Origin of the sequence: Hydrogenophaga flava NBRC 102514 (genome assembly GCF_001571145.1) — a bacterium.
Classification (GTDB): Bacteria; Pseudomonadota; Gammaproteobacteria; order Burkholderiales; family Burkholderiaceae_C; genus Hydrogenophaga; species Hydrogenophaga flava.
In genome coordinates this window covers 172,114-196,867 of sequence record NZ_BCTF01000002.1, presented here as the reverse complement: position 1 = coordinate 196,867, position 24,754 = coordinate 172,114, and the positions used below count along the sequence as shown (strand labels likewise).

The 24,754-nt window shown below is 68.6% G+C and carries 27 protein-coding genes; 15 read left to right on the top strand and 12 right to left on the bottom strand.

Annotation, left to right across the window (positions count from 1 at the left end):
• The first annotated feature begins 8 nt into the window (after positions 1-8).
• From HFL01S_RS02685 to HFL01S_RS02670, 4 genes are all read left to right on the top strand, one after another.
• Positions 9-1,193 (top strand): vWA domain-containing protein, encoded by a 1,185-nt coding sequence (locus tag HFL01S_RS02685; protein WP_066254278.1) that lies wholly within the window; start codon positions 9-11, stop codon positions 1,191-1,193.
• Between the two features lie 41 nt (positions 1,194-1,234).
• Entirely contained in the window at positions 1,235-1,843 is a 609-nt protein-coding gene (locus tag HFL01S_RS02680) for an SRPBCC family protein (protein WP_066254275.1), read from the top strand.
• 41 nt (positions 1,844-1,884) lie between these two features.
• The gene (locus HFL01S_RS02675; protein ID WP_066254272.1) at positions 1,885-2,958 is read left to right on the top strand and encodes an XdhC family protein; all 1,074 of its coding nucleotides are present in this window, start codon (positions 1,885-1,887) and stop codon (positions 2,956-2,958) included.
• 133 nt (positions 2,959-3,091) lie between these two features.
• A complete protein-coding gene (locus HFL01S_RS02670) occupies positions 3,092-4,198 on the top strand; it encodes a helix-turn-helix domain-containing protein (protein ID WP_066254271.1) in 1,107 nt (368 codons plus the stop codon).
• A gap of 119 nt (positions 4,199-4,317) precedes the next feature.
• Here HFL01S_RS02670 and HFL01S_RS02665 read toward each other — a convergent pair whose 3' ends face one another.
• Together HFL01S_RS02665 and pedF are read right to left on the bottom strand one after the other, a co-directional pair.
• The gene (locus HFL01S_RS02665) at positions 4,318-5,208 is read right to left on the bottom strand and encodes a substrate-binding periplasmic protein (RefSeq protein WP_066254267.1); all 891 of its coding nucleotides are present in this window, start codon (positions 5,206-5,208) and stop codon (positions 4,318-4,320) included.
• A 53-nt stretch (positions 5,209-5,261) separates the two neighbouring features.
• Positions 5,262-5,747: a cytochrome c-550 PedF gene (pedF, locus tag HFL01S_RS02660; protein WP_066254265.1), complete on the bottom strand. Its 486-nt coding sequence runs from the start codon at positions 5,745-5,747 to the stop codon at positions 5,262-5,264.
• A 404-nt stretch (positions 5,748-6,151) separates the two neighbouring features.
• On the opposite strand from pedF, the gene HFL01S_RS02655 reads away from it, so the two are divergent.
• A complete protein-coding gene (locus tag HFL01S_RS02655) occupies positions 6,152-8,203 on the top strand; it encodes a sigma-54-dependent Fis family transcriptional regulator (RefSeq protein ID WP_084383056.1) in 2,052 nt (683 codons plus the stop codon).
• Positions 8,204-8,220: 17 nt separating this feature from the next.
• On the opposite strand, the gene HFL01S_RS02650 is transcribed toward HFL01S_RS02655, so the two are convergent.
• Complete coding sequence (locus tag HFL01S_RS02650; protein ID WP_066254261.1) at positions 8,221-9,213, bottom strand: MBL fold metallo-hydrolase; 993 nt, start codon at positions 9,211-9,213, stop codon at positions 8,221-8,223.
• Between the two features lie 8 nt (positions 9,214-9,221).
• On the bottom strand, positions 9,222-10,328 hold the full coding sequence (locus tag HFL01S_RS02645; RefSeq protein ID WP_245644725.1) for an alpha/beta fold hydrolase: 1,107 nt from the start codon (positions 10,326-10,328) through the stop codon (positions 9,222-9,224).
• 31 nt (positions 10,329-10,359) lie between these two features.
• Between HFL01S_RS02645 and pqqA the strand changes: the two genes are divergently transcribed.
• The 9 genes from pqqA to HFL01S_RS02605 all read left to right on the top strand — a co-directional run bounded on the left by pqqA (position 10,360) and on the right by HFL01S_RS02605 (position 16,192).
• Complete coding sequence (pqqA, locus tag HFL01S_RS24550; protein ID WP_068167214.1) at positions 10,360-10,434, top strand: pyrroloquinoline quinone precursor peptide PqqA; 75 nt, start codon at positions 10,360-10,362, stop codon at positions 10,432-10,434.
• 72 nt (positions 10,435-10,506) lie between these two features.
• Entirely contained in the window at positions 10,507-11,424 is a 918-nt protein-coding gene (gene pqqB / locus HFL01S_RS02640) for a pyrroloquinoline quinone biosynthesis protein PqqB (protein WP_066254257.1), read from the top strand.
• Between the two features lie 7 nt (positions 11,425-11,431).
• Positions 11,432-12,163 carry a pyrroloquinoline-quinone synthase PqqC gene (gene pqqC, locus HFL01S_RS02635; protein ID WP_066254252.1) on the top strand — a complete coding sequence of 244 codons (732 nt, stop codon included), beginning with the start codon at positions 11,432-11,434 and terminating at the stop codon, positions 12,161-12,163.
• A complete protein-coding gene (pqqD, locus tag HFL01S_RS02630; protein ID WP_066254250.1) occupies positions 12,154-12,426 on the top strand; it encodes a pyrroloquinoline quinone biosynthesis peptide chaperone PqqD in 273 nt (90 codons plus the stop codon). The genes pqqC and pqqD overlap by 10 nt, the downstream gene beginning before the upstream one ends.
• On the top strand, positions 12,410-13,642 hold the full coding sequence (gene pqqE, locus HFL01S_RS02625; protein WP_084383054.1) for a pyrroloquinoline quinone biosynthesis protein PqqE: 1,233 nt from the start codon (positions 12,410-12,412) through the stop codon (positions 13,640-13,642). Before pqqD ends, pqqE begins: the two co-directional genes overlap by 17 nt.
• Before the next feature lie 4 nt (positions 13,643-13,646).
• The gene (locus tag HFL01S_RS02620; protein ID WP_174525219.1) at positions 13,647-14,372 is read left to right on the top strand and encodes a hypothetical protein; all 726 of its coding nucleotides are present in this window, start codon (positions 13,647-13,649) and stop codon (positions 14,370-14,372) included.
• On the top strand, positions 14,347-14,958 hold the full coding sequence (locus HFL01S_RS02615; RefSeq protein ID WP_066254248.1) for a DUF2135 domain-containing protein: 612 nt from the start codon (positions 14,347-14,349) through the stop codon (positions 14,956-14,958). Before HFL01S_RS02620 ends, HFL01S_RS02615 begins: the two co-directional genes overlap by 26 nt.
• 20 nt (positions 14,959-14,978) lie before the next feature.
• A complete protein-coding gene (locus HFL01S_RS02610; protein ID WP_066254245.1) occupies positions 14,979-15,503 on the top strand; it encodes a hypothetical protein in 525 nt (174 codons plus the stop codon).
• Positions 15,500-16,192 carry a hypothetical protein gene (locus HFL01S_RS02605; RefSeq protein ID WP_066254243.1) on the top strand — a complete coding sequence of 231 codons (693 nt, stop codon included), beginning with the start codon at positions 15,500-15,502 and terminating at the stop codon, positions 16,190-16,192. Before HFL01S_RS02610 ends, HFL01S_RS02605 begins: the two co-directional genes overlap by 4 nt.
• A 21-nt stretch (positions 16,193-16,213) precedes the next feature.
• Here HFL01S_RS02605 and HFL01S_RS02600 read toward each other — a convergent pair whose 3' ends face one another.
• Positions 16,214-16,852 (bottom strand): hypothetical protein, encoded by a 639-nt coding sequence (locus HFL01S_RS02600; RefSeq protein WP_157538742.1) that lies wholly within the window; start codon positions 16,850-16,852, stop codon positions 16,214-16,216.
• 253 nt (positions 16,853-17,105) lie between these two features.
• Here HFL01S_RS02600 and HFL01S_RS02590 point away from each other — a divergent pair, with 253 nt between their 5' ends.
• On the top strand, positions 17,106-17,822 hold the full coding sequence (locus tag HFL01S_RS02590) for a DUF5666 domain-containing protein (RefSeq protein ID WP_066254236.1): 717 nt from the start codon (positions 17,106-17,108) through the stop codon (positions 17,820-17,822).
• A gap of 42 nt (positions 17,823-17,864) precedes the next feature.
• On the opposite strand, the gene HFL01S_RS02585 is transcribed toward HFL01S_RS02590, so the two are convergent.
• The 7 genes from HFL01S_RS02585 to HFL01S_RS02555 form a co-directional block, all read right to left on the bottom strand.
• Positions 17,865-18,431, bottom strand: a complete 567-nt coding sequence (locus HFL01S_RS02585; protein WP_066254233.1) for a hypothetical protein — start codon at positions 18,429-18,431, stop codon at positions 17,865-17,867.
• The gene (locus HFL01S_RS02580) at positions 18,407-18,733 is read right to left on the bottom strand and encodes a c-type cytochrome (RefSeq protein ID WP_066254230.1); all 327 of its coding nucleotides are present in this window, start codon (positions 18,731-18,733) and stop codon (positions 18,407-18,409) included. Before HFL01S_RS02580 ends, HFL01S_RS02585 begins: the two co-directional genes overlap by 25 nt.
• A gap of 164 nt (positions 18,734-18,897) precedes the next feature.
• Positions 18,898-20,589, bottom strand: a complete 1,692-nt coding sequence (locus HFL01S_RS02575) for a PQQ-dependent methanol/ethanol family dehydrogenase (RefSeq protein ID WP_066254659.1) — start codon at positions 20,587-20,589, stop codon at positions 18,898-18,900.
• Positions 20,590-20,886: 297 nt separating this feature from the next.
• Positions 20,887-21,882 (bottom strand): quinoprotein relay system zinc metallohydrolase 1, encoded by a 996-nt coding sequence (locus HFL01S_RS02570; RefSeq protein WP_066254228.1) that lies wholly within the window; start codon positions 21,880-21,882, stop codon positions 20,887-20,889.
• The gene (locus HFL01S_RS02565) at positions 21,879-22,676 is read right to left on the bottom strand and encodes a quinoprotein dehydrogenase-associated SoxYZ-like carrier (RefSeq protein WP_066254224.1); all 798 of its coding nucleotides are present in this window, start codon (positions 22,674-22,676) and stop codon (positions 21,879-21,881) included. Before HFL01S_RS02565 ends, HFL01S_RS02570 begins: the two co-directional genes overlap by 4 nt.
• Positions 22,677-22,697: 21 nt before the next feature.
• Complete coding sequence (locus HFL01S_RS02560) at positions 22,698-23,543, bottom strand: ABC transporter permease (RefSeq protein ID WP_066254221.1); 846 nt, start codon at positions 23,541-23,543, stop codon at positions 22,698-22,700.
• Positions 23,525-24,682: a type 1 periplasmic-binding domain-containing protein gene (locus tag HFL01S_RS02555; protein ID WP_066254218.1), complete on the bottom strand. Its 1,158-nt coding sequence runs from the start codon at positions 24,680-24,682 to the stop codon at positions 23,525-23,527. Before HFL01S_RS02555 ends, HFL01S_RS02560 begins: the two co-directional genes overlap by 19 nt.
• Positions 24,683-24,754 lie beyond the last annotated feature (72 nt).

Below are 24,754 nucleotides of genomic sequence, written 5' to 3'. Positions count from 1 at the left end.
CGCCGCTCATGCAGCTCGGAGATTCCCGCACCGGCAAACTGGCCGACAACATCGCCGGCTTCGGCCGCGCGCTGCGACGCGCCGGCGTGCGCGTGGACAGCTCGCGCATCGCCCTGGCCACGCGCGCCGCCATGGCGGTCGGCCTGGAACGCAAGGAGGACGTGAGCGCGGCGATGGAGGCGGTGTTCGTGACCCGCGAGCAGGACCGCATGGTGTTCCGCGAGCTGTTCGACTCCTACTTCCGCAACCCCGAGATCGCGCAGAAGCTGCTGTCGCAGCTGCTGCCCAGCGCCGAGGGCAAGGCCGAGCCGAGCAAGCGCCGGCCGCGCGTGCGCGAAGCGCTGTCGCCGCAGAAGAGCTTCGGGCAACAAGCCAAGCCGAAACAGGAAGACCAGAAGGTCGAGTTCGACGCCGCCATGACGGCCAGCGACATCCGGCGCCTGCACCACGCGGACTTCAACACGCTGTCGGGCACCGAGTACCGGCTGGTGGAGCGGCTGGCGCGCGACATCCACCTGCCGCTGCCGACCTACGATTCGCGCCGCACGCGGCCCGGTCCCGGCGGCACACGCCCCCACTGGCAGCGCGCTCTGCGCCGCGCGGTGCGCCACGGCGGCGAGCTGATGGAACTGCCGCAGCTCTCGCGCCGCGAGCAGCCGCTGCCGCTGATGGTGCTGGTGGATGTGTCGGGCTCGATGGAGCGCTACACCCGGCTGCTGCTGGCCTTCCTGCACGCGGCCACGCGCCACCACCGGCGCCGCGACGTGTTCGCCTTCGGCACCCGGCTGACCGACCTCACGCCGGCCTTCCGGCTCGCCGACACCGACGACATGCTGGTGGCCGCCAACGAACTGATCGCCGACTTCGCCGGCGGCACCCAGCTCGGCGCCTCGCTGCAGGCGCTGCAGCAGGACCACGCGCGCCGCCTGGTCGGCCGCCGCACCCTGGTGCTGATCGTCAGCGACGGCCTGGACACCGGCGAGCCCGAGGCGCTGTCCGAATCGCTGGCCTGGCTGCGCCGGCGCTGCGGCCGCCTGCTCTGGCTCAACCCGCTGCTGCGCTTCGAGGGCTACGCGCCGCTCGCCCGGGGTGCCGCCGCACTGCATTCAAACGCGCACGGCATGCTCGCCGTGCACAACCTCAGCAAGCTCGAAGACCTGGCCGCCAGCATCGCGGCCGTGCTGCGGCGCTGACCCCTTCATTCAGACTCCCACAAGAAAGAGGACACACCACCATGGACATGCAAGGCAACCGCTCCCTGGCCGTCACCCAGCAGCAGGCCTGGGACGCACTCAACGACCCCGCCGTGCTCAAGGCCTGCATCCCCGGCTGCGACAAGGTCGAGGCCACGGGCGAGAACCAGTACGCGGTGGGCATGGCGGTCAAGATCGGGCCGGTGGCGGCCAAGTTCGCCGGCAAGATCCTGCTCTCGGACATCGTCGCGCCCGAGTCCTACAAGATCAATTTCGAAGGCCAGGGCGGCGTGGCCGGCTTCGGCAAAGGCACCGCTGCGGTCAAGCTCACGCCCGACGGCAGCGGCTGCACGCTGGACTACACCGTGCACGCCACCGTCGGCGGCAAGGTGGCGCAGCTGGGCCAGCGCCTGATCGACGGCACTGCCAAGTCGATGGCCGAAGACTTCTTCAAGCGCTTCGACGAAGCCATGCAGCAGGCCCACCCCGAGGCCTACGCCGCACGCGATGCCGCGGCGCAGGCCGCTGCGGCGGGCGAGGCACCGGTGGCCGTGGCCGAGACCACTGCCCCCAGCGGGGGGGGCATTCCCACCTGGGTCTGGATCGCGGGTGGTGTCGTGCTGCTGGCCCTGTGGTGGTTCAGCCGCTGAGGCCTGCTCCGCTCACAATTGCCGCCTGTACTGGAGAAGCCATGGAAAACCTCGACATCACGGTGCTGCGGCAGCTGCTGCAGTGGCGCCAGCAAGGGCAGCGCGCGCTGCTGGCCACGGTGATCCGCACCTGGGGGTCTTCGCCCCGCCCGGTCGGCTCGATCATGGCGCTGTGCGAGACCGGCGCCGTGATCGGTTCGGTCTCGGGCGGCTGCATCGAGGACGACCTGATCTACCGCTACCGCCGCGCGGCCGGTGCGGCCGGCCCGGCCACCCACGACATCCCGGACGGACCGCCCGAGCGGGTGAAGTACGGCGTCAGCGCCGACGAGGCCCACCGCTTCGGCCTGCCCTGCGGCGGCACGCTGGAACTGATGCTGGAGTTCAACCCCGACACCGACGCACTGGCGGCGCTGGTGACCGCGCTGGGCGAGGGGCGGCTGATGCAGCGCAGCACCGACCTGGCCACCGGCCGGGTCACGGTCACGCCCTGCGAGCGGCCCGAGGCGCTGAGCGACGACGGGCGCGTGCTGCGCAACACCTTCGGGCCCGAATACCGCATGCTGCTGATCGGCGCCGGCCAGCTGGCCGAGTACCTCTCGACCATGGCGATCTTCTGCGGCTTCTCGGTCTCGGTCTGCGACCCGCGCGAGGAGTACCGCGGCAGCTGGAACGTGCCCGGCGCCAAGCTGCTCACCGGCATGCCCGACGACGTGGTGCAGGCCTTCGGTGTCGACCGCCGCACCTGCGTCATCGCGCTCACGCACGACCCCAAGCTGGACGACCTGGCCCTGCTCGAAGCCCTGGGCACCGAGGCCTTCTACGTCGGCGCCATCGGCTCGCGCCGCAACAACGAGGCCCGGCGCGCGCGCATGATCGAACACTTCGACCAGACCGAAGAGAGCCTGGCCGCGATGCGCGGCCCCATCGGCATCTACATTGGCAGCAAGATGCCGTCGGAAATTGCGGTCAGCATCATGGCCGAGGTGCTGGCGGTGAAGAACGGCGTGGCGCTGCCGCGCGATGCCCAGGTCGGCCCGGCCAAGGACCAGCTCCAGCCCCGCAGCGCGGACGAAGGCGGCGCCGTCTGCTTCAGCGCGTCGCGCGTGGCCTGAGCGCCGCCGTCCCGGCCGCGGCGTGGCATGTGACTTGCGGTTGACTGCAAAAGAGGTGCATTGTCCGGGGGCCTTCCCGGGCGCTGTCTCAATCTGCAACACTGTTGTTCCGCCCACGAACGCCGAGGCCAATGTGACCACCACCGTCCATGCCCCCCTGCTCCCTGACCAGCGTCTGGCCCTGATCGAACGTGCACGCCTGTCGGTGCTGGAGGCGCGCGACAGCGCCCCCTCACCCTGGCTGGCCGCACCCATCGAGCGCTCCTGGCGGCGCTGTCTGGCCATGGGACAGGACCCGCACCAGCGCGTGGCCTTCGAGCCGGTGTCGGCCGGTTCCGTGCGCCAGGCGCTTGAAGCGAGCCAGCCCCTGATCCAGGCCGCCGCGCCGGTGATCCGGTCGCTCTCGCGAGCGATGGTGCACACCCGCTACTTCGCCATCCTGACCGACGCGCGCGGCACGGTGATCGACGTGGACGGCCCGGTCGACCGCAACAACCCGCGGGCCGCGGCCATCGCGCGCGTGGGGGTCGACCTCTCCGAGCGGGCCGTCGGCACCACCGCCATCGGCACCACGCTGACCGACCACGAGCCCGTGTGGCTGCACCGCGGCGAACACTTCTTCCACGACAACGGCGCCTTCAGCTGCGCTGGTGCGCCGATCTGGGGGCCGGACGGCCACTGCGTCGGCATGCTGGACCTCACCGGCATCGACGTGGCGGAACAACCCGCCCTCAAGCACCTGGTGACGCAGTCGGCGCGCAGCATCGAGAACGCGCTCACCACCTCGCGCCCGCACCGCATGCTGCTGCGCCTGAACTGGCCGGGCCGCGTGCTGGGCGACGACAACGACGGCCTGGTGTGTGTGGACGACGACGGCCGCATCACCGGCGCCAACCGCGCCGCCTCCGACATGCTGGGCCTCATGCCGCAGCAGGGCGCGATGCACTGCAGCGAAGTCTTCGCGGTGCCCACCGACAGCCTGTTCGACGCTGCCCGCGGGCAGCGTCCCGCCTTCGAGGTGCCGCTGTGGTCTGGCCTGCGGCTGCAGCTGCTGGCCCAGGGACCGGGCCGGGTCTCCGGCTCGCCGCGCCCGGCCAGCCACAGCGTGCCGCTCAAGGACGTGGAAGCCGCCCTGATCCGCCGCGCGGTGGAAGACGCCCGCGGCAACGTGATGGAAGCGGCCCGCGCGCTGGGCATCAGCCGCGCAACCGTCTACCGCAAGTTGACGAAAAAGAAGTAACCCCCCTGCGCCGCTGCGCGGCTTCCCCCCTGCTTCGCGGGGGGACCGCCCCTGTGGTCCGGCAAAGCCGGTCCCACGGGGCGACTGGACTTGGGGCACGAGCTCCGGCTGCGTTGCCCTCAAGGAGCCGTGAGGGTCAAGCCGTGCTGCTTGAACATGGCCAGCAGCTCACCGCTCTCGCGCAGCGATTTCATCGCTGTGTCCAGCGCGGCCGCCAGGTCCTTGTGGGCGGCCTTGATCGCCATGCCCACCGGCCAGCCGGTGTCGGCGATGCCGTTGTTGAAGTTGAGCTTGGACAGCGGGAACTGCTCCACCGAGGCCTTGCGCTGGAACAGCGCGGCTTCGGCCTGCGCCCGCAGCACGAACGCGCCCGCGGCCTTGCCGTCGATCACCGCCTGCGCGGCCTCGACGCCCGAGGGGTAGATCGACACCTGGTTGCGCAGCAGGCCACCGCCATAGCCCATGAGCACGCTGGCCGCGCCCGCGCCGCGCTCGGCCGCCAGCGGCAGGCCCTTGAGGTCTTCGGGCGTGGCGGCCGAGGCCAGGCGCCGGCTGTCGTGCAGCAGCACATTCGACTGGCGCATGTAGGGCGCCATGATCGTCACCTGCGGATTGCCGTTGGCCAGGAAGCGGTCGGCTGGCACCTGCAGCATCACGTCGGCCGGGCCGTAGCCCAGGTAGTGGCCTCGCCAGACCATGTTGCGCAGGTCGTCGTTCATGTTCTCGCCCGCGTCGAACGGCAGCAGCGAGAGCTTGAGGTTCATCTGCCGGGCCAGCCCCTCGGCCAGCGACACGTCCAGACCGGTCATGTCCGTGGCCGGGCCGCTGGAGAACGGCGCGTTGTCCTTGTACACCGCGACCTTGAGCGCCCCGTTCGCGCGGATGCGCGCCAGGTCGCTCAGGTCGGTCTGCGCCAGCACCGGCCAGGGCATGGCCAGCGCGGCCGGCAGCAGCGCCAGGGCTTCGCGGCGGCGCAGGCCCCTGGAAAGCTTCTGTGTGGAATCGGTCATGGGTCTTGTCTCTCTGTGATGTTGTGGCTGACGGCCCGGCCGATGGCCCGGGCTCAGGGTTCGCGACGGGTCTCGATGTAGGTGCGGATGGTCCAGATCGCTTCCTGTGTCAGCGTGCCTTCGAACGGCGGCATGTAGACGCGCCCGTCGCGCACGCGGCCGCGGCGCACGGTGGAGATGAAGTAGTCGTCCATCTCCTTCATGCAGGAGGCCTTCTTGGCCGCGTCGGCCAGGCCGGAGCAGTCGCTGTCCATCTTGCGCAGGTCGGGCGAGATGCCGCCGGAGATGGCTTCCAGGCCGTGGCAGCGGGCGCAGTTCTGGTTGTAGGCCGAAGTGCCGATGCGCAGCGCTTCCTTGCGGGCCGGGCTCTGCTCGTTGTAGGGGTTGGCATCGAGCCACTTGGCACCCAGCTGAGGCAGGGTGCTGGTGTCCACGGCCTGCGGGACCACGTCGCCGTGGGCGTACACCGCGGTGGCGGTCAGGCCGGCCAGCAGCAGGGCGACGGCGCGTCGGGATGCGAGGGAAAAACGGATGTTCATGGGCTTGTCTCCAGGTTCAGAAAAAAGAGGCTTCTGACACCCGGTCAGCAATAAGCGGGCCACAAAAAGAACCGCCCTTGTGCCACCCGCATCCTGACCCGATTGCAACGCCCATGTGTTCCAAATTGAACCACCCCGTTGTCCCACACCCCCACCACTGTCCCATTCCGAACGGGCACACCGGGCCGCAGCGGGCTGGCCGGGGACTTGCTATGTACCGGAAGGAGGCACCCGCCACAGCTTGTTTCATTCAGGGATTTCCCACTGTTGATTCGTGGCACAGATATGAAGAAAATCACATGAGTCAGGATAGCAACGACCACGATCCCCTTCAGTTCGGCCCCATCGAGCCACACTGGTCGATGGATTACTGGGGAGGCCTTCCCCCGGACCCTGGAGACAACATGAATGCCGCCATGTACACGCCACCCGGCCAAGAGCGTGTCAACATGCCTTCTGCCCCGCACGAGGCCGGACATGATCCGATCGGCCAGTCGCATCAGCGCTCTCGTGCATTCGGCATCACCGAACAGAGCGAACCCGACTTTTCCAGCCCGCTGCGTGGCGACTTGACCAGCGCCCTGGACGAAAACCGCTTCCTGTTCCAGCACGCGGCACCGGTCATGGAGACGCTGTACGACCAGATCGCCAACACCCACAGCATGGTGCTGCTGACCTCGGCCAAGGGCATGGTGCTGCACTCGCTGGGCGACAACGACTTCCTGGAAAAAGCCTCGCGCGTGGCACTGATGCCCGGCATGGACTGGTCCGAGCAGACCAAGGGCACCAACGCGATCGGCACCGCGCTGACCGAAGAGGAAGCACTCACCGTCCACGGCAACCAGCACTTCCTGAACGCCAACAAGTTCCTCACCTGCTCGTGCTCGCCGATCTTCGACCCCTACGGCCAGGTGATCGGTGCACTGGACGTGACGGGCGACCAGCGCAGCTTCCACCAGCACACGCTGGCGCTGGTGCGCATGTCGGCGCAGATGATCGAAAACCACATGTTCGCCGACATCTTCCCGAAGGCGATCCGGGTGCATTTCCACACGCGCTCCGAATTCCTGGGCACGCTGGTCGAAGGCATCGCGGTGTTTTCGCCCGAGGGCCGCTTCATCTCGGCCAACCGCAGCGCGCAGTCCCAGATCGGGCTGCCGTTTGCTGCGCTCAAGGCCCACACCTTCTCCTCCCTGTTCGGCATCCCGATTTCCTCGCTGGTCGACCTGTTCAATGGCACCCTGCCCACGCCCAAACAACTGGTGCTGCACAACGGCGTGGCCGTGTGGTGCCGCGTCAAGATCAAGGCGGCCAACCCCTGGAATGCGGGCCGGCCCATGCCGGTGACGCCGCAGCAGGCCGAGGAGCAGGCGGCCGCCACACCGTCGCCTGCGGTGGCCAAGGTGGTGCCGCGCAAGCCGCACCTCTCCACGCTGCAGTACCTGGACACCGGCGACCCGCAGGTCTCGGCCGTGATCCACAAGCTGCGCATGGTCTCGGGCAAGGACATCCCGGTGATGATCCTGGGCGAGACCGGCACCGGCAAGGACCTGCTGGCACAGGCCATCCACGGTGACTCGAACCGCTCGGGCCAGCCGTTTGTGTCGGTCAACTGCGCCTCGATCCCGGACAACCTGATCGAGTCGGAGCTGTTCGGCTACGAAGAAGGCGCCTTCACCGGCGCGCGCAAGAAGGGCTCGATCGGCAAGATCCTGCAGGCCAACGGCGGCACCCTGTTCCTCGACGAGATCGGCGACATGCCCAAGCACCTGCAGGCGCGGCTGCTGCGCGTGCTGCAGGAGCGGCGGGTCAGCCCGCTGGGTGCTGGCAAGGAGGTCGATGTGGACGTGGCCATCGTGAGCGCCACGCACAAGAACCTCAAGGACATGATCGCGCGTGGCGACTTCCGCGAAGACCTCTACTACCGTCTCAACGGTCTGGTGGTGCGCCTGCCGGCGCTGCGCGAGCGCACCGACTTCGACCTGGTGGTGCAGAAGATCGTCAAGTCGCTGTGCGAGAACGGCCAGAACATCGGCATTGCGCCGCGGGTGATGGACATCTTCAAGCGCTACCACTGGCCGGGCAACTTCCGCCAGCTGCACAACCTGCTGCGCACGGCGGTGGTGATGGTCGGCTGCGCCGGCATGATCGACATGGAGCACCTGCCGGACGACTTTCTCGAAGAGCTGGAACACGGCCTGCCGCACCCGGTGGCGCAGCGCCTGAGCAAACCGGTGCCGACCATCGACATGTCCCTGCCGGAAGTGCCCAGCGCGCCGCCCATGCCCGAACCCACGCTGGACGGCCAGAAGCTGCAGGACGTGGCGATCAGCGCCATGGCGCAGATGCTGCGCCTGCACGGCGGCAACGTGTCCGCCGCGGCCAAGGCGCTGGGCGTCTCGCGCAACACGATCTACCGCAAGAAGCACCTGCTGCCTCCAGATCTGTTGGGCTGACCCCCTGCGCCGCTGGATCATCTGGCGGGTTTCGCCTGGTCCATCCACACCGGCTCCAGTTCGCGCCAGGCGCGAAGCACGTTGAAGCCGTGCCGCGCCTCGTAGCCCGCCCAGGAGCGGAAGGCGGGCAAGGCGACGCGGTCGATTTCCTGCGGCTGGGCGCCGGCGTCCATGGCCTGCAGGGTCTTCTCGCGCAGCGCGGCGAGGTAGGCGCGGGTGTCCTGCAGTGCGGAAGGCCCTGCCGATCCGTCGGCCACCGACCATGCGGTGGCGATCACCTGCCTGGGACCCAGGGCCTGCAGGCGGTCCAGCGCCGCGATCCAGCCGTCCAGGTGGCCTTGTGCCAGTTCCGGCACACGGCCCTGGTACACCAGCCCACCGGCCCACAGCACGCGGTGCTGCGCATCCCACAGCACCAGATCGCCCTCGGTGTGCGCATGCTCCACCCGCATCACGCGCAGCCGCCAGCGGCCCAGGCGCAGCACCTCGCCTTCGGACAGCGTGCGCGTGGGCAGCACGATGCGCGTGCCGGCCATTGCCCCTTCGCCCACACGCTGCGTGAGGCTCGCCAGGCAGTCCGGGCAGCGCAGCGCCATGCCTTCGCGGGTCGGGGCGGTCGCGAGTATCTGCGTGCGCCCGGCCGCAACGTCCGCGGCAAACGCCGAGTTGGCCAGCACGTTCTCGGAATGCGCATGGGTGTTGACGATCCAGCGCACCTGCGCGCCAAAGCGGCAGGCCAGCGAACGCCGCACACGCTCGCCGTGCCGGTGGCTGGGCCCGGGGTCGATCACCAGCGCCTGGCGCCCCGACACCAGCACGCTGGTGGGCACCACGTGGCCGGCGTTGGCGGGTGACACATCGCCTCCGTCCGGCGGCAGCCAGACCCAGGCGCCCGGCGCCACGGCGCGCCAGGGCACGGGTTCCAGGCTGCTGCAATCCGTGGCCGCCAGCACAGACACCGCCTGCCCCAGCAGCAGCGCGGCCAGCGCCCGGCGACACCACGCCTTCATGCCAACCGTCACGACCGCCTCACTTTCTCGCGCAGCGCCGCCAGCGTCTGTGGCTCGTGCCCCAGATGGCCGGCCCGGGTGAGCGTGAGCGACGACAGACCGGGCGACAGGCGCTCCATCAGCGCCTGCCAGCGCCGGCTGTTCCGCGGCGGGCACACCGCGTCGAACGCACCGTGCACCCAGTTCACCGGCACACCCGCAAGCGCGAGCCCGCGCACCGCCCGGTCCAGGCCACCCGGACGCACAAAGCCGCGCCGCAACAGGTAGTGCGACTGGATGCTGAACTTGCGCCGCAGCGCCCGGTCCGTGCGGTCGGCGCGGTCGCCCCTGCGCTGGAACCCGGCCGCCAGACGCCGCTCGCGCCGCCGCTGGCTGGCCCAGACCGCACGGGCCCCAGCCGCGGGCCGTTCGGTACGGAGCAGCGCGCGCCACATGCCACGGGCCGCCGCGCGCGATTCGAGCAGGGCCCAGCGCCGCGCCGCGCGCAGACCTGCAACAGCGGGTGTACCGGATTGGAGCAACTGGCGCAGACGGGCCAGCAGCGCGGGCAGTGCCACGCTGCGCGAGGCAGGCCAGACGGCCCCAGGAACACTCAGGGTCTTCCCTGATGCCACGCCCTGCAGCAGACCACCGATCTCGCGCCGCGACAGCGCAAAGGCCCCGCGCAGCACCAGCCGCTGCACCCGCTGCGGATGGGCCTGCGCGTAGGCCAGCGCGAGCACCGTGCCCCACGAACCGGCCAGCAGCGACCAGCGCTCCAGGTCCAGGTGGCGCCTCAGGGCTTCGAGGTCCGACACCAGCGCCGCCGTGTGGTTGCGCAGCGTGCTGCCGCGCGGGCGGCTGCCGCCGCTGCCGCGCTGGTCGGGCGCAATCGCGCGCTGCCGGTGCAGATCCAGCGGCGCCAGCAGGCCCGGGTTCGCACCGCTGCCCGGACCGCCGTGTATCAGCAGCCAGGGCTCGCCCTCAGGGTTTCCACCCAGGTGCCAAGCCATGCGGTGCGGCGACCCGACGTCAAAGTCGCGCTGGCGTCGCCAGGGGCCTTGTCCGGTGGCATCGTTTTTGCTGATCATCGGGTGCGGCTTGAACTGCAACAGTGCAGGCAGGTCAGCAGTCACGATTCATGCCAACCCCAACTGGAGACAAGACATGCAGTGGACAACCCCCGCCTTCACCGACCTGCGTTTCGGTTTTGAAATCACGATGTACATCGCCAACCGCTGACCACCGGCGACGAGCGACCTCAGGCGCACGGGTGCTCCCACACGTGCGCCTTTTTTCTTCCCAATCCAGTCTATGCGCATCCGCGTTCTTGGTTCTTCCGCCGGTGGCGGTTTCCCGCAGTGGAACTGCAACTGCCCCAACTGCAGCGGCCTGCGCCGCGGCACGCTCAAGGCGCGCGCCCGCACCCAGTCGTCGATTGCGGTAAGTGACAACGGCCAGGACTGGCTGCTGGTCAACGCCTCACCCGACATCCTCACGCAGATCCGCGACAACCCGGAGCTGCAGCCCGCCCGCGCCATCCGCGACAGCGGTATCGCCGCCGTGCTGCTGATGGACGCGCAGATCGACCACGTCACCGGCCTGCTGATGCTGCGCGAGCGCAAGACGCCGCTGCCGCTGCTGGCCACGCCCGAGGTGTTCTCGGACATCGGCAGCGGCTTCCCCATCACCGGCATCCTCTCGCACTACTGCGGCACCGAGCGGCAGGAGCTGCCCATCGACGGCAGCGCGGTGCACATCGCCGCCCTGCCCGGCCTGCAGCTGCACACCGTCTCGCTCTCGTCCAAGCCGCCGCCGTACTCACCATTCCGCGGCAACCCGCGGCCGGGCGACAACATCGGCCTGCTGATCACCAACCCGGCCACCGGCGCCAAGGCCTTCTACGCGCCCGGCCTGGCCGAGGTCACCGACGAACTGATCGACCTCATGAGCGGCTGCGCCGTGGTGCTGGTCGACGGCACCTTCTGGACCCACGACGAGATGCAGCGCCTGGGCCTCTCGTCCAAGGCCGCACTCGACATGGGCCACCTGCCGCAGAGCGGACCGGGCGGCATGATCGAACAGCTGGACCGCCTGCCCGCCGGCGTGCGCAAGGTTCTCATCCACATCAACAACACCAACCCGATGCTGGTGGAAGACTCGCCCGAACGCGCACTGCTGACGCAGCACGGCATCGAGGTGTCCCACGACGGCATGGACATTTCTTTCTGAGCACGCCATGGAGATCGCCCGCCACCACCGCCCCCACGAAGGCCTGTCCGCGTGGAGCGCACAGGAGTTCGAAACCCAGCTGCGCGACAAGGGCCGCAGCTACCACATCCACCACCCGTTCAACGTGCGCATGAACTCGGGCGGTTGCACACCGGACGAGATCCGCTGCTGGGTGGCCAACCGCTTCTACTACCAGATCTGCATCCCGCGCAAGGACGCCGCCATCCTGGCCAACATGCCCGACCGCGAGCACCGCCGGCTGTGGGTCGAGCGCATCCTCGACCACGATGGCCACGGTGATCACCAAGGCTCGGCCGCAGGCGGCATCGAGGCCTGGACACGCCTGGGCGAAGCCGTGGGCATTTCGCGCGAAGAACTGTGGTCGTTGCAGCACGTGGTGCCGGCGGTGCGCTTTGCCTGCGACGCCTATGTGAATTTCGCGGCGAAGGCGCCCTGGCAGGAAGCGGTGTGTTCGTCGCTCACCGAGATGTTCGCGCCGCAGATCCACAAGGACCGCCTGGCCACCTGGCCCACGCACTACCCCTGGATCGAATCCAACGGCCTGGCCTACTTCCGCAGCCGCATTCCACTGGCCAGCCGCGACGTGGAACACGGCCTGCGCGTGACGCTGGCGCACTTCCAGACCCGCGAGCAGCAGCACCACGCGCTGGACATCCTGCAGTTCAAGCTGGACATCCTCTGGACGATGCTGGATGCGATTGAAAAGGCATGTCAATGAGCGCCGCCCTGCCCGACCACCCCAAGCTCTCGCGCCGCTTCCGGCTGCAGTACGAAGAGGCGCAGTCGCGCTGGGTGCTGCTCTACCCCGAAGGCATGGTGCAGCTCAACCCAAGCGCAGCCGAGATCCTCAAGCGCTGCGATGGAGATCACACGGTGGACGCCATCGTGAGCGAGCTGGAAGCCGCGTTCAACGCACAAGGCATCGGCCCTGAAGTCCGCAACCTGCTCGAAGAGGGCCAACGCCGTGGCTGGATCGACTGATCTTCTGAGCGCCTCCCCCATCCCCGCTGGCCCGCCGCTGTGGCTGCTGGCGGAGCTGACCTACCAGTGCCCGCTGCACTGCGTCTTTTGCTACAACCCGACGAGCCACGCGCAGGTGCGTGACGAGCTGAGCACGGCGCAGTGGGTCGACGTGATGACACAGGCGCGCAAGCTCGGCGCGGCGCAGCTGGGCTTCTCCGGCGGCGAGCCGCTGCTGCGCGACGACCTGGAAGAGCTGGTGCAGGAAGCGCACCGCCTGGGCTACTACACCAACCTCATCACATCGGGTGTGGGCCTGACGCCCACCCGTGCGCAGAAGCTCAAGGACGCGGGGCTGGACCACGTGCAGCTGTCGTTCCAGGACTCCACCAAGGAGCTCAACGACTTCCTCAGCCACACCAAGACCTTCGACCTCAAGCAGCGCGTGGCCAAGCTCATCAAGGCACACGACTGGCCCATGGTGATGAACTGCGTGCTGCACCGGCACAACCTGCCGCATGTGCGCAAGATCATCGACATGGCCGTGGCGTTGGAGGCCGAGTACCTGGAACTGGCCAACACCCAGTACTACGGCTGGGCCTGGATCAACCGCGACCACCTCATGCCCACGCGCGAGGAACTGGCCGTGGCCGAGGCCGAGGTCAACGCCTTCCGCGCCGAGCAGGAAGCCAAAACCGACGGCCACAAGTGCCGCGTGCTCTTCGTGGTGCCCGACTACTTCGAAGAGCGCCCCAAAGCCTGCATGAACGGCTGGGGTGCGGTGTTCCTCTCCATCGCGCCCGACGGCCTGGCCATGCCCTGCCACAACGCGCGCGACCTGCCCGGCCTGGCGCTCCCCAACGTCAAGGAAGTGTCCATCGCCGACATCTGGCAGCGCAGCAACGCCTTCAACACCTACCGCGGCGACGCCTGGATGAAGCCGACCTGCCGCAGCTGCGACGAGCGCCACAAGGACTTCGGTGGTTGCCGCTGCCAGGCCTTCCTGCTCACCGGCGATCCGGCCGAAACCGACCCGGTGTGCAGCAAGTCGGCCCACCATCAGAAGGTGGTGGCCGTGGTGCGCGACGCGCCCAAGCGCCGCAACATCCCCATCGTGTTCCGCAGCGATGCGGAATCGAAGGCATTGCATCCGAACGAGCCCCCACGCTCCGCGCCTGCGGCGGTCGCTGCCCCCCAAGAGGGCGCGTTCACGGCTTCGGGCGGCCGTGCGCCGTGAACCCATGAACACCTCCACCCACCGCATGTTCGGGGCCCTTCTGGTGCGGCGCCTGCCGGGTGCCGCGCGGCCCACGCTGAACGTGGAGCGCGCGGACCAGGGCCTGTTCCTGCTCTGGCTGGCCTACATGGGTCTGCTGGTGTTCGCGGCCTGGCTGCTCTGGCGCGCAGGCGCCTGGCACCGTCTGGTGGAGGCCGACCCGACGCACCTGACGCTGGTGATCGTCGTGCTGTTCATCGGCTGCTCGCTATGGGCCGGGCGCCGCGCCTGGGATCTGGGCCGCCAGCGCAGCGCGCTCGACGCGGGACAGCCCCACGGCTGGAGCGGCGAGTTCCTGCAGGGCACCGCGCGTCCCGGCGCCGACCGCGCGTCCTGGCTCCAGGTGCTGGGCGAGCGTGCGCACGGCCCGCACGAGATGGCCTGGTGGCTCAACGGCATCCAGCTCAAGCTGGGCCTGCTGGGCAAAGTGATCGGTTTTTCCATCCTCGCGCTGGAGCTGGGCCAGATGGACAGCTTCGACCCCAGCCAGAGCGCGCAGCTGCTCAGGAGCCTCACCGGCGGCCTGGGCATCGCGCTGCTGACGACGGTGACCGGGCTGACCGGCAACATCCTGCTGGGCATGCAGCTGATGCGGCTGGACCGGTTTGCTGACGCGCTGGTGGCCGATGCGCTGGCCCTGTCCCTGCAACCCACGGAGCCTGACGATGGCGATCGGCCGGCCGGTACGTGACACCGAGGCCGACCCGTTCTACGACATGTTGTTCAACATGTTGATCGCCTTCGTCTTCTGTTTCGTCATCGCCATCCTGGCCTTCAACCCGCAGGCCCGCAAGGCGGGCGACGTGCCGGCCAAGGCCGAGTTCATGGTCACGGTGTCCTGGCCCGACAACAACCCCAACGACGTGGACACCTGGGTGCTCGAACCCGGCGGCAAGACGCTGTGGTTCCGCCAGCGCGACGCCGGCATGCTGCATCTGGACCGCGACGACCGCGGCGCCAAGAACAACAGCGTGCTGGTCAACGGCAAGCTGATCAGCAGCGCCATCCGGCAGGAGATCGTCACCCTGCGCGGCATCGTGCCCGGCGAGTACGTGGTCAACGCCCATTACTACGACAGCGGCGACCAGCAACCCGTAGAGGTGACGGTGATGGTGGTCAAGGTCAACCCGCAGGCCGAGATCGTCTACACCGGCACCCAGCAGATCCCACGCAAGGGCGACGAACGCACCCTGGTGCGCTTCACGCTGGACGACGCGGGTCAGGTGCTGGCGCTGAGCACCACGCCCAAGACCATCGTGCAGCGCGCCGGGCTCTGAACCCCACCACAACAAGAACCATGATCCCTGCCGTCTCTTCCCAGTTGCTGCTGCTGTCCATCGCTTACGCGCTGCTGGCCTTCCTGTTGCTGATCCTGTGTCTGGGCACGCGCTGGCACTGGGGCCTGAAGGCCACGCTGGTGGTGATGGTCAGTGGCTTCTATGTGTTCTCGTTCCAGACCTTCCGCGGTCTGGCCGGCTGGCCCGCCGAGGACGAGCTGCCGCGCCAGTTCGTGCTGCTGTCGGCCGTGTTCGACGAACCCAGCCCCGGTCGTGGCCACGAAGGCGCGATCTTTCTCTGGGTTCACCCGATGAAGGACGATGCGCCGCTGGCCATGCCGCGCCAGTTCAAGCTGCCCTACGAAAAAGATCTGCACCGCATCCTGGGCGACGGCATCAAGAAGGCGCGCGACGGCAATACGCAGCTGGGCGAGACCGAACCCAGGCGCGGCACCGGCAGCCTGCCCTGGCTGCGCCCGGCGAGCAACGACAAGGTCGAGATCAAGCTCAGAGATTTGCCACGCGCGCAGTTGCCTGAAAAATGAGCCGTCACCTCCTCCTCTGCGCACCTCTGGCGCTGCTGACCGCCTGCGGTGGCCGCGACCTGGGCAACGAATGGTTTCCGCTGCGCTCGGGCGACGAGCAGACGCTGGCGGTCACGTACCAGATGGACGAGCCGCGCGAGGCCGAAGAATGGGTGATGCGCGTGGACGAGCCTGCGGTGTTCCAGGACCAGCCGGTCGCAGTGCGCCACCACTCGGCCGGTGTGAGCTACTACCTGAAGGTGGACGACCAGGGCGTGCGCCGCATCGCGACCCGCACCGACATCGACGAACAACCCACGGCCGATGCCGAACCCTTGTGGGTGCTCAAGGCGCCCTATGCAGTGGGCACCGAATGGACCACGGCCACCGTGCCCTACCTGCTGCAACGCCGCAACGAGCACCCGCGCGACCTGAAGTACACGCACAAGGCCCAGATGACCTGGCGCATCGAGTCGGTGGACGATGTGGTGACGCGGGCCGATGGCAGCGAGCTCAAGCCCTGTCTGCGCGTGGTCGGCCAGGCCCGGTTGAACCTCTACACCGACCCGGTCCACGGTTTCACCGACGTGCCCCTGATCAGCCGGGAGTGGTACTGCAAGGGCCAGGGGCTGGTGAAACTCGAACGCGAGGAAAAGGTGCCGCAGGGCTTCATGACCGGCGGCGTGCTGCGGGCCGAACTGCAGCGCTGAGCAGGACGACCCGCTTCAGGGTCAGTTCTTGCCCTTGCCGCCGTTGCCGCCCCCCTTGCCACCACTGTTGCCGCCGCCATTCCCGCCAGCGTTGCCTCCGCCCTTGCCTCCACTGCTGTTGCCGCCGCCGCTGGCGCTGCTACCGCCTTTGCCACCACCTGCGTTGCCCGAAGAGCCGGCGCCGTCGCTGCGGCCCTTGCCCTCGTCGGACGGGCGGCCCAGCGCCAGGCCCACGCGGCCCTGTTCGGGCGCATCGGTGCTCACCGTGTCGTGCGGCTTCGCTTTGCGCAAGGCGGCCTGCTCGGCCTGATCCGCGCGGTTGGCCGCGCTGACCACAGCCCCGAACCGCAGGCCCAGGCTGTTCGCAATCGCGCCCCAGCCCAGGCCCTTGTCGCGCAGGGCCTGCACATTGCTGGCCGCCAGGGCCAGCTGCTCGGTGGTCGGCTCGGTGATGCCCTGCTTGCTGAGATCGGCCTTGGCCAGCTGCATGACGAAGTCCTGCTGGCGGACCGATGGCGAGGTCGTCGGCGCAGTGGGGGTCGGTGTCGGTGTTGTCCCGACGCTCACAGTCACGTCGGCTGCCGAGGCTGCGCCCATGGCGACCACCGCGGCGACGGCCAGAAGGCCACTGGTCAGCGAGGTGGTGCGGGGTGTCTTCATGTTCGTTGTCCTGTGTCTTTGACGGCGCAGAAATGCTACCCACCCGGGTACCGCCCGGGGTGTCCGTTTGTTACAGGCCGGCGCCCCGACCGGATGCCGCGCAACCAAAGGTAAGCCTTGAAAAACCCCTTGCCATTTCAGCTTTCCTTAATGCCCGCCGGTGATCTTGTGCGCCGACGCGAGCGACTGCGCCGCACCCGGCTGGCGCGCGTTGCACGGCCGTCATTCACAACAACACCGAGGACCCTTCACCATGACGCACGCCCCCACCACGCCCACCCGTTTGTCCTTGTCCGCATGGCGGCTGATCACCACGTCCCTGCTGGTCGCAGGCCTGGCCGCCTGTGGTGGCGGCAGCGGAGACAGCAGCAGCACCACCACCGCCAGCGGCCGTTCCCTCACCGGCACCGTGACCAGCTACGAGAGCCCGCAGAGCTTCAGCGTCGACGGCATTCCGGTGGATGCGAGCGGCTCCAGCGCCACGCCCCAGGGCATGAGCACCGGCAGCCGCGTGGAAGTCCATGGCGAAATGGTCAATGGCACGCTGCAGGCGAACAAGGTCGAACTTGATGACAGCGACGACCGCGACGATGACAACGCCAACCCGAACGAACTGGAAGGCCGCGTGACGGCCTACACCAGCCCCACCAGCTTCAGCGTGGACGGCATCCCCGTCGACGCCAGCGCCGCCCCGCGCACCGTGAGCGTCGGCATGCGTGTCGAGGTCTACGGCACCATGGCCAACGGCGTCCTGGTGGCCAGCCGGGTCAAGATCGAAGACAGCGACCGGGAGGACGGCGCGGACGACGACAACTGCACGGCCACCGGCAAGTCCGACTGCCACGACGATGACGACGCGAACGACGACGATCACCACAACGACGACGGCAGCAGCGACGACGACCGGGACCACGGGGACGATGACGAGGATTGCGCGACCGCGGGCAAGTCGGACTGCAAGAAGGACTGAGCGCCAGCGAGCGGACTCGGGTCCGCTCGCGGCACCACACCGTCACTCGATCCGCAGTTCCTGCACCCACCGCGCGCCGGGTGCGAAGTCGTCGCGGTCGAAGCGGCCGTAGGGCGGCTCGTCGGCTTTTTCGGGTGGCACACCGATGCGGTTGAGATCCACCGCCTGCGGCGTGCCCACCAGCCCGGTGGGTGTCGGCACGAACCGGAAGATGATCCCGTTCCACAGCTTGGCCCCGAAGTCGGCCGGCTGCTTGAAGAAGAACAGCAGGTTGTGTTCCAGCCAGCCCAGGTCGCTGGCGCTCACCGTGCCCGGGTGTGGGTACGGGTAGGGCACGAAGCAGGTGATCTCCTGCGCCGCCGGCAGGCACTTGAACTCGCGCATGGAGAGGAAGTGGTCGCGCATCACCGCGTGGTCCATCTTCACCTGGAAGCTCGACCGGCCACCGCTGGCAGCGCCAAAGGTGACGGCGCCGATGCGGGTGCGCTGGCCGTCGCGCGTGACCACCACGAGGGACTTCTCGCCCTCGGGCAAGACCGGCTGGGCCACCGCGGCGCCCATGCAGAGCGCCGCAGCCAGCGCGGTCAGTGTTGGGCGGTCATGACCCATTGCGCGAGGGTCTTGATGTCGGCCGCACTCATGCTGGGATGGGGTGGCATCGGAATGCGGCCCCACTTGCCCTTGCTGCCGTACTGGATCGACTGGACCAGGTTGGCCACGGCGTCCTTGTCGTTCCTGTACTTGTCGGCCACATCGCTGTAAGCGGGGCCGACGATCTTTTCCTTGGCCGAGTGGCAGGACAGGCAACCGTTGTTCTTGGCCAGCTCGATCGCGGCCGCTTCATCGACCGCGTGTACGGCACCGGAAGCAAGCAGAACACCGGAGGAGAGGAGGAGAAGGAGAGTGCGCATGATCAACAACCAGAAAAACGACAGACGAAAAAATGGACAGGGCCCTCTCCAGCACAACGGAGGAGGAAGTGCCCCATCCAGCACACACCGAGGAACCGGCTCCGCCGGGCCTCAGGTGTGGTCCCCCCTTCCAGGGGGGAAGCCGCGTCAGCGGCGCAGGGGGGTCACCTCATCACTTTAAAGGTCCAGACCGAGCCGCCCTGCTCCAGGAAGTTGACCTTCTTGGCCACTTCACCGCCCCACAGCGGCACCGCACCGCCCCAGCCGGAAACCACCGAGACGTACTGCTCGCCGTCCTGCGTCCAGGTGATGGGAGGTGCCACCACGCCAGAGCCGGTCTGGAACTGCCACACCACCTTGCCGGTCTTGGCATCGGCGGCCTTCAGGTAACCCTCGGGCGTGCCCCAGAACACCAGGTCACCCGCGGTCAGCACGCCACCCCAGAGCGGGGCCTCGTTCTTGACTTCCCAGGCCACCTTGCCGGTCTTCGGATCGATCGCGCGCAGCGAGCCGATGTGGTCGTCGAACAGCGGCTTGATGGTGAAGCCGGCGCCCAGGTAGGCCGCGCCCTTCTTGTAGGTGATGGGCTCGTTCCAGATCTCCATACCCCATTCGTTGGTGGGCACGTAGAACAGGCCGGTCTTGGGGCTGTAGGCCATGGGCATCTGGTTCTTGCCACCCAGGAAGCCCGGCGCCGAGAACACCGACTTGCCCTTGGTGCCGTCGCCACCGGCGGCGGTCGGGTCGCCCGGGCGGTTGGCCGGGTCGTAGTTCGGGCGGCCGGTCTTGAGGTCGATGCCGGTGGCCCAGGTCACCTTCTTCACGAACGGGAACGCGTTGAGCAGCTTGCCGGTCTCGGCGTCGTTCACATAGAAGAATCCGTTGCGGTCGGCCTTGGCACCGACGCGCTTGCCGTCCATGTCAAAGGTGATGAACTCGTTCACACCGTCGTAGTCCCAGCCGTCGTTCGGGGTGGACTGGTAGTGCCACTTGATCTGGCCGGTCTTCACGTCGATGGCGACGGTGGAGGCGGAGTACAGGTTGTCGCCCTTGCGCACGTGGCTGTTCCAGGGGCCGGGGTTGCCGGTGCCGAAGTAGGCCAGACCGGTCTTGGCGTCGTAGGTACCACCCAGCCAGGTGGCCGCGCCGCCGGTCTTCCACGTCTCGCCGGGCCACGATGCGTTGGTGGTGCCGGTGATGCCGTTTTCCTTGCCGTCCTTGTAGCCCATGTGGCCTTCGACCACGGGGCGGGTCCAGACCATCTTGCCGGTCTTGGGGTCGCGCGCTTCCACGCGGCCGACCACACCGAATTCACCACCGGACACGCCGGTCATCAGCAGGCCTTCGGCGATCAGCGGAGCGGCGGTGTAGCTGTAGCCCGCAGAGTAGTCGTCGATCTTCTCGCGCCAGACCACCTTGCCGGTGTCCTGGTCGAGCGCCACGAGCTGGGCGTCCAGCGTGCCGAAGATGACCAGGTTGTCGTACAGCGCGGCGCCGCGGTTGATCACGTCGCAGCAGGGCATGATGCCCTCGGGCAGGCGGTGCTCGTACTTCCAGAGCTTCTTGCCCGTCTTGCTGTCCACCGCGTAGATGCGCGAGTAGGACGCGGTGACGAACATCTTGCCCTTGTGCACCAGCGGCTGGCTCTGCTGGCCGCGCTGCTTCTCGCCGCCGAAGGACATGGACCACACCGGGACCAGCTTGTTGATGTTCTTGGCGTTGATGCCCGTCAGGGTGGAGTGGCGCTGGCCTTGCGTGCCCAGGCCCCAGCTCAGGACGTTGTCGGGCGTGGCCGCGTCGTTGGCGATCATCGCGTCGGTCACGCCCTGGGCGCTGACGTGGGCCGTGGCGGCCATGACCAAAAGGCTCAGTAGGGTGCGTTTCACTGTGGGTCTCCTGCTCGTTCGAGGGTTGATGGCTTTTCTGTGGTGGGTGCCGCCGGACCGCTCGTGGCTCCGACCCTCCGGTGCCTGGCGTACACATCACAGGCAGGAAAGGGCAACATCTGTGCCAGCAGGCTGGCCCCGAAAGGCCTAGGGTTTACACCGACGTTTGGACCCGCTGAAGGCCCCGGGAGCGGCCCTCGAAGGCCTCAACTGCGCCAACCGCGGCACAGTGGCCGGGACACCCTTGTGACACTGTTCAAAAATGTGTCACCGCGGCGGCGCAGCGAGCACGCGCTGCTCGTAGCGCGGGTACCACTGGGTCAGCGAGCGCTGCAGTTCCGCAGGCTGCGCGGCCCATTTCGCGAAGCGCTCGGGCACCGGCGTGCGCAGCACCTCGCCCAGGTCCAGCCCACGCTCGGCCGACGACTGCATGAGCGTGGTGAGCCACTGCAGCCAGTCGCGCGTCTGGCGCACACCTGCCGCGCCCTCGTGCACCGGCCCGTGGCTGGGCACCACGGTTCTGGCCTTGCCGCTGGCCAGCAGCTGCTCCAGCGTGTCCAGGCTCGCGAGCCACGCGGCGAAGTCGGCGTGCGGCATGGTCGGCACGCGCTCGGTGAACACCAGGCCACCTGCGAACAGCACACCGGTGGTGGTGTCCAGCACCACCAGATCGTCGGCGGTGTGGCCGTGCAGGCGCATCAGCTCCAGCTTGTGCGTTCCGAGTGGCAGCGTCTGCGGCAGTGCCTTGGGATCGATGGCTTCGCGCGAGGGCGTGGACTCGGTGCCGCGCATCCAGTCGCCGCAGAGCCGGTAGAGGTTGTCGGCGTAGGCGCCACCCTCGGCGCGCGCGCCGGCGATGGTGCCGGTCAGCGCTTCGGTCGGCCGGTCGGCCCAGGCCTGGTGGCCGAAGAAGTAGTCGGGGTGCAGGTTCAGCTGCAGCACCTTGCGCACCGGCGCTTTGGTCAGCCGTTCAATGGCCCGGCGCTGCTGCTCGCCGTACAGCCGCGACGGCCCGGTGTTGATCACCACCACGCCGTCGCCAGTGTCGATGAAGGCGGTGTTGATGATGTTGCAGCCGTTGGAGCGCGAGAAATCGGCCACCTCACCCTCGATCACCCAGGTGCCTGGCGCGATCTGGCGGGGTTTGAGGTCGTAGTCTGCGCGCGCCAGGTCGGGCTTTGAAGCGAACGGCGGCACGGCCACCGGCTGCGCCTGCACCGCACCCGCTGCGAGCGCCAGCAGCATCCAAGACAGGCGCTTCACGCCCTTACCTCCGCGTCGATGCGGTTGCCGTTGTTGTCTCGCCCGAGCAGACGGAAGGCCGGTGGTGACGCGGGCGGCAGCTCGAAGGTGATGAGCGGGTTCTCCGACACCGGTTCGTGCAGCGCGATGCGCCACCACGCCTGGCCGCCCGGGTCCTGCAGCTCCATCTGCTCGATGTAGAAGGCCGGGATGCCCGCCACCAGGCCGGTGTCCATCGGGTGCATCACGCGCAGGCGCAGGCGGCGGCTGCCTTCGATCACGTTGTTGAAAAAGCGCGCCTGCACCTGGCCCAGGGTCTTGCTCCACGAACCGTCGGCGCGGGTGAGGCCGGGCACCGTGCAGCCGCCGCCCGCTGCCTGCACCCAGGTGCTGCCCACGTGCCACTGCCCGTCCTTCGTCTGCACGAAGGCGCGCACCGGCGATGCCTGTTCCATGCGGATGCGGAAGGCGAGCATGGGCAGCGCGCGCAGCGGTTCGAAGTCCAGCACCTGGCGCACCGGGTTGCGGTCCACCGCCACCTTGATGCGCGCCACCCCGCCACCGACCGCGGACAGCGCCCGCGCGTCCACCAGCAGCGGCACGTTCATCGCGTCGTCGGCGAAGGCCGGCCCCTTGACGATCACCGCGTCGCTGAACACCGCTGTGGCCTTGCCGATGGTCTGCTCGCGCAGGCTGGGGTACTGCATCGAGCCCAGCGGATCGCCGCCGGTCTGGTCTTCCTGCGCCAGCGCAGACCCACCGATCAGCGCGGCGGTCGACAGCAACCATTGGCGGCGGTTGGAAGCAAGGCGCATGACTGGATCTCCGGGCCTGGCTCAGCCGCCAGGCTTCTTGCTGATCGAACCCCGCTGAGGGTCGTAACCCCAGAGCGCGGCCACAAAAAACACCACTGTGCAGCCCAGCACCACCGCCCAGGCCGTGGCGTTGAACTGCCCGTACATCGCAAAGCGGATCGCCTCGACCGCGTGGGTGAAGGGGTTGGCCTGCGCCAGCTTGAGCAGCCACCAGGCGCCCGACTCTTCGAGCTTCCACAGCGGGTAGAGCGCGGGGCTGATGAAGAACATCGGGAAGATCACGAAGTTCATCGTGCCGGCGAAGTTCTCCAGCTGCTTCACATACACCGACAGCACCAGCCCGACCGAGGCCAGCATCACCGCGCCACACACCATCGCCAGCAGGGCGGCAGGCAGGTGCAGCAGCGGCAGCTCCACGCCGAAGGCCCACGCGATCGCCAGGAACACCACCATCTGCAACACCGACAGCGCCGTGCCCGCCAGCAGCTTGAAGGCCAGCAGCCAGCCGCGCGCCAGCGGTGCGGTGAGCAGCAGGCGCATCACGCCCATCTCGCGGTCGTAGACCATGGAGAGCGAGCTCTGCATGCCGTTGAACAGCGCCACCATGCCCAGCAGGCCGGGCACCATGTATTCCTTGTATTCCACATAGGTCTCGTAGGGCGGCGCAATCGCCACGCCGAACACGTTGTGGAAGCCCGCGGAAAACACCACGAACCACAGCAGCGGCCGCACCAGGGCCGAGCCCAGGCGCGAGGGCTGGCGCAGGAAGCGCCCGATCTCGCGGCCCACCACTGCGCGCAGGGCGCGCAGCAGGTGGGGCAGCAGGGCGGGCGCCGGGTCAGGGGCGTTCAGGGTCGCTGTTTGCATGCGCTTTCCGCCTCGTCCACGCCCAGCGTGTCCATCACTTCCTTGGGGTGCAGCACGCCGTCCAGCGGCGCCACACCCACCACACCGTCGACATGGCTCAGGAAGATCGGCTGGCGCAGCTGCCCGTCCCAGGCGCGGAACGACAGGCGCGGGCCCTTGAAGCCGTCCACCGCCACCGGCCCGCCGCGCAGCGCCTTGAGCTGCTGCGCGATGGGCGCTTTGGGCAGATCGACCAGAACGGTCGCCACTGCACGGCCCGCGATCCAGGCGGCCCAGTCGTGGCCGGTCATGGGGCGCTTGTGGTCCTTGGCAAAGCGGCGCGAGAGCTGCGGGCCACCATTGCGCTCCCAAAGCGGGTGCCAGGGCACGGCCACCAGACCATTGGCACCCACCACCGGCCGCGGCAGTTGCGTGGCATAGGGCACGGTGCGCGCGAACTCGCCGTCGCTGTCCAGCACCGCCACCACCTCGTGTTCACGGTCGCTGCCGGTGAGCAGGCGCACATTGCCCAGGTCGCGCTCGCGCGGGTCGCCGGTCAGCTTGAAGGGTTTGGTGGACGTGGCCTTGATGCCGTAGCGCTTGGCCGCGCGGTTGAAGGCCTCCAGCATGGGCGCGTCGCCCGGCAGCGGGCCCTGCAGCACCAGGGCCTTGCGCCAGTTGCGCGCGGCCAGGTACTGCGCCAGCGCGTCGCTGAGCATCGCGCGGCTGGGGATGGTGTGCAGCAGGTGCGCCGCGCACTGCGCGCCGCGCAGCGCGTCGTCGTCGGCCGCGGCGTTGAACACGATGGCCCCGCCCAGCGCGGCCGGCGCGGCCTGCACCAGCGCACGCAGTTCGGCCGCCGGCAGGTCGGCCACCACATGCTGCACCTTGGCGGCCTTCAGCTCGGCCAGGGCCTTGTTCAGGCCCGCTGCGTTGGGCAGCACCACGTCCTTGACCTCCAGCGCGATGCCGGCGGCGTCCAGCTCGAACGCCGAGTCTTCGGCCGCCAGCGTCACGCCGTCGATGGCGCGCCCGGTCGGGTGGCCGGGGTAGGCCTTCTCCAGCCACCTCGGCGCGTGGCGCGGGTCGCCGTCCAGCGACACCACCGCGATGGTGACCTTGGTGGCGGCCAGCGCTGGAGCAGGCACCGACGCCCACACGCAGGCACACCACAAACCCAAGCCCAGAATGCCGCGGAACCGGCTTTGCCGGGCCGCAGGCATTGCCCCTTG